This window comes from Hymenobacter lapidiphilus, from assembly GCF_013377885.1.
In the GTDB taxonomy this organism is placed as follows: Bacteria; Bacteroidota; Bacteroidia; order Cytophagales; family Hymenobacteraceae; genus Hymenobacter; species Hymenobacter lapidiphilus.
In genome coordinates this window covers 119,904-132,501 of record NZ_JABKAU010000002.1, presented here as the reverse complement: position 1 = coordinate 132,501, position 12,598 = coordinate 119,904, and the positions used below count along the sequence as shown (strand labels likewise).

Annotated in this window: 12 protein-coding genes; 3 read left to right on the top strand and 9 right to left on the bottom strand. The window is 60.9% G+C overall.

What is annotated here, in order from left to right; genetic code table 11:
• Window positions 1-14: 14 nt before the first annotated feature.
• A complete protein-coding gene (locus HW554_RS01720; protein ID WP_176906619.1) occupies window positions 15-1,436 on the top strand; it encodes a RagB/SusD family nutrient uptake outer membrane protein in 1,422 nt (473 codons plus the stop codon).
• 137 nt (window positions 1,437-1,573) lie between these two features.
• Here HW554_RS01720 and prfB read toward each other — a convergent pair.
• From prfB to HW554_RS01680, 8 genes are all read right to left on the bottom strand, one after another.
• Window positions 1,574-2,651 (bottom strand): peptide chain release factor 2 gene (gene prfB, locus HW554_RS01715; RefSeq protein WP_176906618.1). Its coding sequence is split into 2 segments (ribosomal slippage): window positions 1,574-2,590 and window positions 2,592-2,651, totalling 1,077 coding nucleotides; the frame shifts between segments, so codons are not numbered across the junction.
• Window positions 2,652-2,832: 181 nt separating this feature from the next.
• A complete protein-coding gene (locus HW554_RS01710) occupies window positions 2,833-3,897 on the bottom strand; it encodes a branched-chain amino acid aminotransferase (RefSeq protein ID WP_176906617.1) in 1,065 nt (354 codons plus the stop codon).
• Window positions 3,898-4,129: 232 nt separating this feature from the next.
• A complete protein-coding gene (locus tag HW554_RS01705; protein ID WP_176900233.1) occupies window positions 4,130-4,678 on the bottom strand; it encodes a cob(I)yrinic acid a,c-diamide adenosyltransferase in 549 nt (182 codons plus the stop codon).
• A 154-nt stretch (window positions 4,679-4,832) separates the two neighbouring features.
• Window positions 4,833-5,552, bottom strand: coding sequence for an ABC transporter ATP-binding protein (locus HW554_RS01700; RefSeq protein WP_218134550.1), 720 nt, complete (start codon window positions 5,550-5,552; stop codon window positions 4,833-4,835).
• 18 nt (window positions 5,553-5,570) lie between these two features.
• The gene (locus tag HW554_RS01695) at window positions 5,571-8,600 is read right to left on the bottom strand and encodes a tetratricopeptide repeat protein (protein WP_176906616.1); all 3,030 of its coding nucleotides are present in this window, start codon (window positions 8,598-8,600) and stop codon (window positions 5,571-5,573) included.
• Between the two features lie 149 nt (window positions 8,601-8,749).
• Window positions 8,750-9,037 (bottom strand): Asp-tRNA(Asn)/Glu-tRNA(Gln) amidotransferase subunit GatC, encoded by a 288-nt coding sequence (gatC, locus tag HW554_RS01690; protein WP_176906615.1) that lies wholly within the window; start codon window positions 9,035-9,037, stop codon window positions 8,750-8,752.
• Window positions 9,038-9,112: 75 nt separating this feature from the next.
• On the bottom strand, window positions 9,113-9,952 hold the full coding sequence (locus HW554_RS01685) for a lysophospholipid acyltransferase family protein (RefSeq protein WP_176906614.1): 840 nt from the start codon (window positions 9,950-9,952) through the stop codon (window positions 9,113-9,115).
• A 94-nt stretch (window positions 9,953-10,046) separates the two neighbouring features.
• The gene (locus tag HW554_RS01680; RefSeq protein ID WP_176906613.1) at window positions 10,047-10,616 is read right to left on the bottom strand and encodes an NUDIX domain-containing protein; all 570 of its coding nucleotides are present in this window, start codon (window positions 10,614-10,616) and stop codon (window positions 10,047-10,049) included.
• Between the two features lie 387 nt (window positions 10,617-11,003).
• On the opposite strand from HW554_RS01680, the gene HW554_RS01675 reads away from it, so the two are divergent.
• A complete protein-coding gene (locus HW554_RS01675; protein WP_176906612.1) occupies window positions 11,004-11,318 on the top strand; it encodes a hypothetical protein in 315 nt (104 codons plus the stop codon).
• 162 nt (window positions 11,319-11,480) lie between these two features.
• The gene (locus HW554_RS01670) at window positions 11,481-12,056 is read left to right on the top strand and encodes a ribonuclease HII (protein WP_176906702.1); all 576 of its coding nucleotides are present in this window, start codon (window positions 11,481-11,483) and stop codon (window positions 12,054-12,056) included.
• 97 nt (window positions 12,057-12,153) lie between these two features.
• On the opposite strand, the gene HW554_RS01665 is transcribed toward HW554_RS01670, so the two are convergent.
• Complete coding sequence (locus tag HW554_RS01665; RefSeq protein WP_176906611.1) at window positions 12,154-12,597, bottom strand: response regulator; 444 nt, start codon at window positions 12,595-12,597, stop codon at window positions 12,154-12,156.
• Window position 12,598 lies beyond the last annotated feature (1 nt).

Sequence of the window (12,598 nt, the reverse complement as noted above, 5' to 3'; positions counted from 1 at the left end):
CGACTGTTTCACTTATGTTGACTTCTCCGACTTTCCGCCGCTCGCTGCTTGCGAGTGGCTCGTTGGCCACGCTACTTTTACTGGCGGGGTGCGATGATCTGACCCAAATCGATTCTGTAACTGACCCCAATAATGCCAGCATCGAAAGCGTACTCACTAACGCTTCGTTGCCTCAACTCAACGCATTAGCTGTTGGTACAGAAGCTTCGCTTCGCCTCGGCCACCTTGGCAATAGCACTAACAACCAGGTTCTCGGTACTTTGGGCCGCGAAGTAACTGTGCTGGCTCAAACAGAAAGCCGCTGGTATTTTGAGTTGCAGGGCAGGGCATCTCCCACGGCCTCGATCAACCAACTCGATGACGCTGCCTTCTATAATGGGCAGTACACGGGCTTCGCGCGTGTAGGTCGGGCCGCACGGGTGTTTCGTGCTTCGGCCGCAAACAGCTCCGTTATTGATGCCACTCAGAAATCTGGCGTAGACGGTTTCACCCGAACCTATGAGGCACTGAGCAAGCTGCACTTGCTTATGTTACAGGGCGACAATGGTATTCGTGTTGACCTTGATAACATTGAGCGGCCCGGCCCATTCGTAGCGCGAGACGCAGCCTTGACTAACATCCGGCAGCAACTCGACGAAGCGAATACCAATCTTGGGGCTGCTGGCTCCACTTTCTTCTTCCCTTTGTCTTCGGGCTATGCTGGTTTCAATGCGCCAGCCACCTTTGCTCAGGTAAACCGAGGCCTCGCTGCTCGTGTGGCTCTATACCAAAAAGATTACGCGGGCGCACTAACAGCAATAGGTGCTTCTTTCTACAGCCGTACCGCTGCTCTGGGATTGGGACCTAAAATGGTGTTCAGCGCTACCACAGCTTCTGATGCCGGTAACGCGTATTTCCAGGTAGCTGATGGTAGCCCTTCAGCTCTGGTATCGGTACCGACCAACTTTGTGACTGAAGCTGAAACTGGCGACCTGCGTCTGGCCAAGGCTCCAATACGCACCACGCCACTTACAGTAGGCGGTATCACCGGCGTATATGAAGCCCGTGTATTTCCCACTCAGAATTCGCCCCTTGACATTATTCGTAATGAGGAGTTGCTTCTGATTGCAGCAGAAGCACGTGCCAATACCGGTGACTTAGCAGGTGCGTTGGCCGATATCAATGTTATCCGCACCCGTGCTGGTGGGTTACCAGCCCTCACGGCTGCTCAACTTCCCAATCTGGAGGCATATATCAACGAGATATTGCGTCAGCGTCGCTACTCGCTCTTTTATGAAGGCCACCGTCTCGTCGATCTGCGCCGTCTGGACCGTCTGCGTACGCAGGTAGCTCCTAACCAAACGCTTCCTTTCTCCACCACTCCCTTCAAGTTGTTCCCAAACCTGGAGAGACCAGCTGCTGAAAAAGCATTTGATGCTGCCAATCCTACTCCCTGAATTGGAGTATGATCAAACAAAAAGGCCACCCAATCTGGGTGGCCTTTTTGTTTATAATCAATGCAGTTGGCGGCAGAATGACTTCACTATGACTGTTAAGCGTGAGCCGTGTACAGTTAGAATGAACATATCTATTGCTAACTCTGCATCAGATAGCCCTTGATGTACTCCTCCAGGTCGCCATCAAGCACGTTCTGCACGTCGGTGCGTTCGATGCCGGTGCGCAGGTCCTTGATGAGCTTGTAGGGGTGAAGCACGTAGTTACGAATCTGGGAGCCGAAGTCGATACGCTTTTTGCCAGCTTCTACCACGTCGCGGGCGGCGTTGCGCTTGTCCATCTCAATCTGGTAGAGGCGCGACTTGAGCATGCGTAACGCGTGCTCCTTGTTCATGAGCTGGCTACGCTCAATCTGCACCGCAATGATGATACCGGAGGGCGCGTGCGTGAGGCGCACGGCGGTTTCCACCTTGTTCACGTTCTGGCCGCCGGCCCCGCCCGCCCGGAAGGTGTCCCAACTGATGTCGGCCGGGTTGATTTCGATATTAATGGTATCGTCAATCACGGGGTAGGCGAATACCGAGGCGAAAGAGGTGTGGCGGCGGCCGCTGCTGTCGAAAGGCGACATGCGCACAAGCCGGTGTACCCCGATTTCGCTTTTCAGGTAGCCATAGGCAAACTGGCCATCGATTTCGAGTGAAGCCGACTTGATGCCGGCCCCTTCGCCGGGCTGGTAGCTGAGCTGGCGTACCGTGAAGCCCTGCTTTTCGCCCCACATGATGTACATGCGCATGAGCATCTCGGCCCAGTCCTGGCTTTCGGTACCGCCGGCACCAGGGTTGATGTCTATGACAGCCGAAAGCTGGTCTTCCTCGTCGGAGAGCATGCGCTTGAATTCCAGGCGCTCCACGGACTGCTCGGCGGCGGAGAATTCGCGCTGCATCTCGGCCTCGGGCACGTCGCCTTCGCGGTGGAACTCATAGAGCACCTCCACATCGTCGACCTGCTTTTCAACGGTTTCGTAGTCGTCGGTCCAGACCTTGATGCCCTTCAGCTCGCGCATGGTGGCTTCGGCCTGCTTAGAATCGTCCCAGAAGCCGGCGGCCGTGGTCTGGCCCTCAATTTCTTCTACCTGTTCTTTGCGGGCATCGTAGTCAAAGATACCTCCTCAGGGCCTCGGCGCGGCCCTTCAATTCCTTCACCTGGTCGTGGGTCATAGGAAAAAAAGTGTGGATACTAAAATAAGAAAAGAGCCGGCACAGAGGCTGGGCAAAGGGTAAAGGTCGGGAAAATACTATCGCCGGACGCAACAGAGCCGGTCCCCGCCCAAAAGCCGGAGACCGGCTCTATGCCGGAGTAGCTCCCGCGGCGGAGAGCTACGAAAAAAGTAGCCTGGGGCTATACGCGTACCATCCAGCCATGCGTATCGGGCGCCTCGCCATTCCGAATGGCGGCCAGCGCAGCAGTGGCGCGCCGCGAGAAAGCATCGGCCGGAGGCGTGGGTAGCTCGTAGTCGTGGCCCTGGTAGCCGATAACGGCAATGGTGGCAATGGTGGCGGCGGTGCCTACGCCAAAGGCTTCCTGAAGCGTGCCATTGCGCTGAGCATCTAGGATTTCGATGGCTGACACCTTGCGCTCCTCTACCGGCATACCCCAGTCGCGGGCCAGCTGCAGCACGCTGCGGCGGGTGATGCCGTCGAGGATGGAACTGCTCAGGGCAGGCGTAACCAAGTGGCCGTCGATGATGAACAGCGCGTTCATCGTGCCCGACTCCTCCACATATTTGTGCTCGGAGGCATCGGTCCAGATGAGCTGGTTGTAGCCTTCCTGCTGGCCCAGTTTGGTGGGGTACATGGCGGCGCCGTAGTTGCCGGCGTTTTTGGCCGCACCCGCGCCGCCTTCGGCCGAGCGCACGTAGGTTTCCTCGAAGCGTACCCGCAGCGGCTTGGCGTAATACAGACCTACCGGGCAGGTGATAACCATGAAGCGGTACGATTCGGAGGGCCGCACGCCCAGCATGGCATCGGTGGCGAACATGAATGGCCGGATGTAGAGGGCGCTACCCGCGTCGGTGGGTACCCAGCCGCTGTCGAGGCGAATGAGTTGCAACAGGCCCTGCATGAAGACCTCTTCGGGTAGCTCGGGCATGCACATGCGCCGGGCCGAGGCGTTGAAGCGGTGGAAGTTGTCGAGCGGGCGGAACAGGGCTACCTCGCCGTCGTGGTTCTTATAGGCCTTCATGCCCTCAAAAATCGACTGGCCGTAGTGAATGGCCGAGTTGGCCGGACTTACGCTCATATCGCCATAAGGCACAATGTGCGGCTCCTGCCACTGCCCGTCGTGGTAATCAACTACCAGCATGTGGTCGGCAAAGGTTTTGCCGAAATCAAGCTGAGCGAAATCGATACCGGGCAGACGCGGGGCGCTGGTGCGCTGGGTAGAAATAGTGAGCGTATCGAGCATGGGGTGGGATGGTGGAGTAGAAAGAGAGAATGAATTGGCCGGCCGCCGCCTCAGGACCCACGGCGGCACCTGATTTGGCCCGGTACCCACCGGAAATGAATTGCCGGCCGGACCGCGGAAAGTTTGGTGGCCAGTGGTTTATCAGCCTACAGCAGCCCAGTTGTACTAGCTGGCTGAGTTTAAAGATGCAAAATTTCTGCGTAAGCTGCCTAACGCCTGTTAGCCAGTTGTACTACATGCGCGGCTCCCACTTCACTTCCTCGGCATTCAGCTCGTGGGCCATCTGGCGGCTGAGTACGAACAGGTAGTCGGAAAGCCGGTTGAGGTACATAATCACCAGTTCGGCCACGAACTCGTCCTCGTTCAGGTGAATGACCAGCCGCTCGGCCCGGCGGCATACGCAGCGGGCCAGGTGGGCAAACGATACCGACTGATGGCCCCCGGGCAACACAAACACGCGCAACTCGGGCAGCGTTTCGTTCATGCGGTCCATCTCCTGCTCCAATAGCTCCACATCTTCGGCGTGCAGGTCCGGAATCTTCATCTTCGACTTCTCGGGGTCGGAAGCCAGCGAGGCACCCACCGTAAACAGGCGGTCCTGAATTTCCTTGAGCAGCGTGCGCCGGGCCTCGTTCACGGGCTGGTCGCGCACCAGGCCGATATAGGAATTCAGCTCATCCACGGTACCGTAGCACTCGATGCGTAAGCTGGATTTGGGCACGCGCGTGCCGCCAATAAGCGAGGTAAGGCCCTTGTCGCCGGTTTTGGTATAGATTTTCATGGGTTGAGGAGGGGGTAAATAGTAAAGTGGAACGTCATTCAGAGCGAAGCGAAGAATCTTGCGTGCTGACGTCGGATGGCTATTAACAACATCAGCACGCAAGATTCTTCGCTTCGCTCTGAATGACGTTCTATTTTACCAACAAAAACCTCCCTTACCCCTTCGCCAGTTGGCCGCTTACCACGTTTTCGTTTACCTCGTCGGTTTCCACGAGGCCGTCGCGCAGGCGCACAATGCGGTGGGCGTGCATGGCAATGTCCTCTTCGTGGGTTACCATGATGATGGTGTTGCCACGGGAGTAGAGCGCCTCGAACAGCTCCATGATTTCGTGGCTGGTGCGGGTGTCGAGGGCACCGGTGGGTTCGTCGGCCAGGATGATGCTGGGGTTGTTGACCAGGGCGCGGGCAATAGCCACGCGCTGGCGCTGGCCGCCCGACAGCTCGTTGGGCTTGTGCATGGCGCGGTCGGCCAGGCCCACGCTGCGCAGGGCCTCGCGCGCCATTTCGTGCCGCTCGCTTTTGCCATAGCCGGCATAAATGAGGGGCAGGGCCACGTTATCGAGGGAAGTAGCGCGGGGCAGCAGGTTGAAGCTCTGGAACACGAAACCGATTTCGCGGTTGCGCACGTCGGCCAGTTGGTTGTCGCTCATGTTGCTCACATCGTGCCCATTTAGCACGTAGCTGCCGCCCGAAGGCGTATCGAGGCAGCCAATGATGTTCATGAGCGTAGACTTGCCCGAGCCCGACGGACCCATGAAGGCTACGTACTCGCCCCGCTGAATGGTAATGGATACCGATTGCAGCGCGTGAATCTCCTCGGCTCCCATGCGGTACACCTTGGAAATATCATCGGTCTGGATAATAGGAGGCTGCATAGAAAGGGGCGCTAAGGGTTAATTCCAGGAGGCCTTACGGGCCGCCAGGGCCGCGTCGTACTCCTTGCGAAAGGTACCATAATCCGCCGCCGAAAGCAACGTGCCGAGCCGGTAGAGGGGGCCCTGGGCGTACTCCATCAGGCCCACCGGCACGGCCGCCAGCACGTAGGCTTTCAGCAGCGCCACCGATTCGGGGTTGTACTCCACCCCACGCAGCAGTACGTCGTAGGCCGCTGGAAACTCGTTGCGGCGGGCATGGAAAGCAGCGGCAGCGACCAGCCCGTTTTCGGCAAAAGGGGCCTGCTGCACCAGTTGGGCGTAGAGGCGGCCGGCTTCGGCGGGCTGCTTGTCGGCCTCGGCCAGCGCCGCCCGAAAATACAGCCGCTGATACGTATCGAACCCGGTAAATGTGCCTTTCTGTACTAGCTCGCGCAGTTGGGGCCACTGCTGCCCGCGCACGTACAGCTCACCCCGCAACACGTTCCAGGGCGAAGCACCCGCGGCCCCAATGGGCGGCGCGCCCTGCGCCAGCGTGTTGCGCACGGCATCGAGCTGGCCGGCTTCCAGTGCACGAGGCAACTGGGCTAGCAGCGCGGTGGCCTGCAGCGGGCCCGCCGTTACGGAAGTTGCCGCCGGCAATAGGGCTGATGCCGACAGTTCGTCGCCGCGCAGCACCAGGTATTGGGTTTTCACTGAATCGGACGCCAGACTGTAGGTTTCGCGCAATTCGGGCTGCAACGCCGCTCGTAACAGCCGGGTAGGCGCGCCAGCCGGCGTACGGGCTCCTATCTGCCGGGCCGAATCGGGCTGACCGCTCAGGGCCAGGGCGTAGGCCAGGGGCAGCGTCGGCAGGGTGGGACTGTTTTCGCGGGCTTCCTGAAGACGGCTGGCGGCCGGGGCGGGCAGGCCCTGGTCGAGCAGCCACAGCCCCTGCAACTGCTGATAGTAAGCCGAGCCGGCTCCTGAGCCGCTGGCCAGTGGCAGCAGGGCCTGCTGGGCAGCCACTGGCTGCCCGCCGTAGTGGTGCGTAAAGGCCCGGAGCAGTGTTAGCTGGTCAAGAAACGGGGCGTTGGCGGGGTTGGCGGCCAGGGCGGGCAGCAGCGCCAGCAAGGTGGTGTCGTGGCGGGTAGCGCGGCCCAGGGCATCGTGGTAAAGCCGGGCGAAGCGGACTTCGTTGAGCGTTCGGGTAGTGTCGGGCAGGGGCGTGGGGGCCGCGGCAGGCTTACCGGTGAGCCGGGCCAGCAGCAGGGCATTAGCCTGCAGGGCGGCATTGTCAGGGTCAGAGGAGCGGGTTTCCTGTACCAGCGCGGCGGCACCGGCCCAATCCTGCTGCCGGATGCGGTAGGCCAGCTCGTTGGCGGCCAGCATGGCGTCATCGGAGCCGGTGGCGGCAGCAGCGCGGGCGCGGTAGTGCGCTACCGAGTCGGATAGGGCGGAGCGGGAGTACAGTTGAGCCAGGTCGGCGTTGAGGGCCGCGTTGGTGGGGTTGGCTTGTAGCCCTTCCTGCAGCACGGCCAGCCGGTCGAAAAAGTCCTGCTGTTCGTTGTAGAGGGCAGCCAGGCGCAACGAGATGCGGGGCGAAGGCCGCCGCTCCAACGCCCGGCGCAGGATGTTGATTTCGTTCTGGCGCTGTAGGCGGAAGCGGTAGAGCGCCGCCCGGCCCAGGCTGGCCTTGTGGTTGTGCTGGTCGAGCACGTCGCTTTCGGCGTAGTAGCGCTCCGCCAGCAGCGCCCGCGACATATCATCGGGTGTCAGCTCGCTTTCCAGCCGGGCCAAATCACCCAGGTTATTGTAGGTGCCGGCCTGCACCTGGTCGAGCACGAAAAAGTTGTTGCGCATGCTCACGCCCACCACGGCCACTATGCCCAGCGCGTACATGGCATAAAACGGAAACCGCTGGGGCTGAAACACCACGCGGTAAACCGCCTTCTTCTGGCGCAGTAGCGGCCCGAAATTCAATAGCACATAGAGCAAGAAAGCCCCGCCCACGCCCAGCAGGGCCAGGGCCGTAAAGTCGCGGCCGGCCTGCAGCAGCGGGTCGTTGGCGGTGGCCAGGGCGTAGCCGAGCGTGCCGGCAGCCAGCAGCACCAGCACCAGCAGCAGGGTGGCTGCAGCGCCCGGCGGCACCCCGGCCGGCAGCGTGGCGGCCCGGCGGCTTTGGCCCAGCCAGGCCACGGCCACGGCTGGCAGCAGCAGCAGATAGGGGTCGAGTTGGATGCCGGGTAGCACCAGCAACTGGTTCTGGTTGAGGTAATAAAGCAGCAGGATAGTTAAGTACAAGCCACCCGCCAGCAGGAACGCCCACAGCCCGTAGCGGCCGGCAGGCGTCGCGGCCTGTGTGTTCACCCACAGTAAGCCATGCACATTCTCGAAGGCCACCCAGAGCACCAGCAGCGCAAAGGCCACCGCTCCGGCCTGGGTGAAATAGGCGCTCAGATGCAGCGCGGTGTAGTCGGCGGGGTTGGGGTTTTGCAGAAACACCAATAGCCCCAGGCCCGCCACTAAGGCAGCAAACGTGCCCAGGCGCGTATTAAAAGGGGTTTCGGGCCGGAAGGCATGGAAGTAGTACGCCGGCCCCACCAGCAGCACCAGGCTCAGGACCAGCACATACTGCCGGCCGGTTTCAAACACATCCAGTAGGTCGGCGTTCAGCGACATGAGCAGGAAGATGACCAGAGCCATTGCCGCCACAAAGTAGAGCCGGCTCAGGGGGCTGACGGCCGCCAGAAAATAGGCCAGCGCCACGCCCAGCAACGCCACCAGCCCCAGCGCCGCCCCGGGCCGCAGAAACGGACCGGCCACGTCGTAGGTCTGGGTAACGAGGTAGCCGTTGGCCTGCACCGGCAGCCGGGCCAGCCCCACGGCCACCTCGGCCACGGTGGTGGGTACCGGCGTCAGCTGGGTTACGGGCTGCAGGGGCTGCACGGTATTCTCGGCCGTGAAGTAGTGCCAGCTGGCCAGCCCAACGGCCAACGCGGCGCACAAAGCCAGCAGCAGTAACGGCCAGGGCCAGCGGCGGGTGCTCGGGGAAGGAACGGGCGAAGTCAAGCGGGGCGGGAATAAGGGGTTTACCAGAACGAGTCATGCTGAGCGAAGCCGAAGCATCTCTACCGCAATGCTAACCCAACGTCAGGATTACTATTGCGGTAGAGATGCTTCGGCTTCGCTCAGCATGACAACTTTATCGCGTGCATAACCTACTCCAGCACCTTTGGCACCCGGAAGTAGTCGGAGTCTTTGCGCGGGGCGTTGCTTAGGCCGGCGGCGTGGCCGACGGTGTTTTGTGCCTCGTCAGGGCGCAGCACGTTTATTTCCTGGCTCAGGTGTACCAGTGGCTCCACATCGGTGGTGTCGAGTTGGCGGAGCTGGTCCACCCAGTCCAGGATCTTGTTCAGGTCGCCGAGCACCTGCTGCTCGTTGGTGGAGTCGAATTCGAGGCGGGCCAAGTGGGCCAGGCCGCGCAGAGTAGCCAGGTCGGTGCTCATGGGAGCGGGGAGTTCAGAGGTGAAAAAAGCAGTTGATAGCCGCAAGATACGGCCCTTCGGCCGGTTGTGCCCTGCTCAGCCAACCGGTTCGGGCCGGGTAGTAGTAGCAGCAGGAGCCGCTTCGGCCCGGGCCGCTTGGGGGCGCCAGCTACCTGGGCCGGGAATGCCGCCGGCTTCGGGCCGTAGGCCGCTGGTGATAACCTCGAATACGCGCTGCTGCAGGGCGGGCACATCAGCGGCGGTAAGACCAGCCGTGCTGATGGGCGCATGCATCACGATGGCCAGCCGGGCCCAGCGCACCCGCAGCCCGCCTACATCGGGCAGAAAGTGGTGGTTGAGCGGCATGGTGATGGGCACGATGGGCACGCCCGTGGCAATGGCCAGCTGAAAAGCACCCTCCTTGAAAGGCTCCAGCTGCTGGCCGGGCTGGCTCGAAATCTGGCCTTCGGGGAAGATGATAACCGAGCGGCCGGCTGCCAGCTCCTGGCGGGCCCGCACGATGGCCCGGCCCCGGCTCACGGCACTGTTGCGGTCGACGGTAATGTAGGCGCGTCCGAAAATTGGCCCCCAAAGCGGGATTTTAGCCAGCGAGCTTTTGCCCAGCACGTTCGGGCCGTCCGACAGGGTCCGAAACAGCAGCGGAATATCAATGAGGGAACTGTGGTTGGCCAAATACAGGCAGGGCTGGCCCGGCGGCACTGTTTCGGTGGCCCGTATGGTCTCCACCGGTACGCCCCACATCATAATGAAGAACCGCGACCAAGCTTTGTTGAGCGCCCGCAGGTAAGGCCAGCCCGCCGGCCAGTGGCTCAGGCCCCACTGCACCGGGTAGGTAACCAAAAACGGAACCGCAAACCAGAAGGTCGCCCAGCTGGTGTACAGGCGCTGGCCGATGTAACGAAGCAGGTGCATCATAGCCGCGAAAGTAAGGTGGATAGCTGGGTAAAGAATGCCCGTCATTCTTCACGTCGCTAGGAATGACGTGTAGGCGCTGCCGGAATGGCCACGCCTACATGCCTAGCAGGCGGCCGGCTTTCAGCAGGCCGGCCACGCTTACGGCGTCGGTTATGCGGCCGTCCATAACCAGCTGCACGGCTTCGGCCAGCGGGAGTTTCCAGAGGCGCAGGTCCTCGGTTTCTTCGGGCTCGGTGTCGCCCTGCTCCAGCTCTTGGGCCAGAAAAACAAAGCCTTCCTCATCGGTTACCGAGTTGGAGGTGTGCAGGCGCATGATGTTGGTCCAGCGGTGGGCGAGCAGGCCGGTTTCCTCGCGTAGCTCGCGCCGGGCCGATTCGAGTATGTCGAGTTCCACCGGCCCGCCACCCATCGGAATTTCCCAGCTGTACTCGCTTAAGGGGTAGCGGTACTGGCCTACCAACCAGGTGTTGCCCTCGGCATCGACCGGCACAATACCCAGGGCCTTGTTCTTCATCGTCACGACGCCGTAGATGCCGGCCGTGCCGCCAGGTGTAATCACCTGATCCTCACGCACCCGGATCCAGGGGTTCTGGTACTTTACTTCGGAGGCCTGCGTCTGCCAGGGGTTGTGCGTCTCGTCGAAATCAGCGGCAGGGTTGGCCATAGAGGAAAAGTGAGGGAGCAGAAAGGGGGTAAAGATACGACGGCAGAAAAAGGTGCGTACCGCACCTACAGCCCACCGGGTAAAAAGATCCATTGAGCGGGTGAAACTTTCCGTTGGGCCAAAAAATCCATTCGGCCCACGCCGTTCGTATACTTTTGACCTACTAATTATTCAGCGCTGGTAAGGTTTATGGAAAGGAAGGCTCTTACCGCGTAGTATTGGCATCATGGCAGCAATTAGTAGGGTGGATGAATGAACCGCTGCCAGCCAGTATGACCGAAAAGGCCGCTACCTAGGGTAGCGGCTTTTTTATTGCTCTTTTTTCTGGTCCAAGGTGGGTCGATTGGGACTTCGGCGCGCAACCGGGGCCAACCTCCCGCCAAAGTGGTGCGTAGGCTACTACTGCCGGCCGTTCACATTCCGCCCGGCACCATTCCCATAATGGCCAACCAACCCAACAAGCAGCCCGAAAACAAGCCAACTGATAAGTCGTTGAAGGAAGGCGACCCGCTCTTCAACCTCAAGCATGCCGAAGCTGAGTCGGCACTGGCGGAGAAGAACGACGGCCTCGGCCCCACGACCAACGTGTACATGACCGAAGACGAGGAGTCTAACATCGACAACGGCCCCCGCGACAGCCAGGGCACCCGCCGTGGCGAGCAGAATCCCGGTCGCGAAGGTTCGAACGCCGGCACGCACTAACAACGACCCAAGTCCAGAATATCCGGCTAGCATAACCGGCAAAGGCCTCACCCGGCTGAAACAACCATCTTTGTGGCTGTTTCAGCTGAGTGAGGCCTTTCTTTGGCAGCCTAACAGCTGGAATAGTTTTACGCCCTGCTCATGAAGCGCCCTGCTCCGCAAATGCTATTGGTTTCCTATACCGGCGAGCCGCTCGAAGCGGGACTTGATGAAGCCGGGCGCGGCTGCCTGGCCGGGCCCGTTTTTGCGGCCGCCGTGCTGCTGCCACCCGATTTTAGGTCAGAATACCTCAACGACTCCAAGCAGCTGACGGCCCGGCGCCGCGAGCTGGTACGCTCCGAAATCTGCCGCGAAGCTGTAGCCTGGGCCGTGGCCGAAGCCTCGGTGGCCGAAATAACTGCGCTCAATATTGCGCAGGCCAGCTACCTGGCCATGCACCGGGCCACCAACCAGCTGCGGCCCACGCCTACCCACCTGCTCGTCGATGGCAACCGATTCCGGCCGCACCCTACGCTGCCCCACACCTGCATAGTGGGCGGCGACGGCCTCTACCGCCAAATTGCGGCGGCCTCGGTGCTGGCTAAAACCTTCCGCGACGACCGGATGCGGGAGCTGGCGGCTGCCTATCCGGCCTATGGCTGGGAGCAGAACGCCGGCTATCCTACGGCCGCGCACCGTGCTGCCATTCGGGCACACGGCCCCACCGAACACCACCGCATGGGGTTCCGGCTCCTGTAAAGCAACGGCTAGTATAAGTGGTATCCACTAAAAAGCGGCAAAGCGGCTACCAGACGTATCTGATGGCCGCTTTGCCGCTTTTTGATGACTTTGGCTGTTAGCTCTTAAGCTTCAGCAGATCCAGAAACAGGCTGAATCCATCGACTGTGGTACCGCCTTCGCCGAACGTATCGAAGCTCAGGGGCTTGATGATGTAGCCGCTTACAGCCAGCTGCTGGGCTTTAAGACGGTCGGTTTCCAGATCGGAGGTGGTGGTGATGAATACGTTTAGGTGCTGGAATTCGGGGTCGGCGCGCAGAATTTCGAGCAGCTCCAGCCCGTTCATGCGGGGCATGTTCAGATCGAGCATAACCACGTGGGGGAGCGGAATACGGGTCTGGCCGCCTTCACCGCGCAGCAAATCCAGGGCCTCGCGGCCGTTGCGGGCCACATGCAGCGGCACGTTCACGTTGTTTTTGCGCAACTCGCGCTGTACGTTCATGATATCGAGCTGGTCGTCTTCGACAAGCAGAATGGCAGGTTGCTGGGAGGAGAGGGGCATG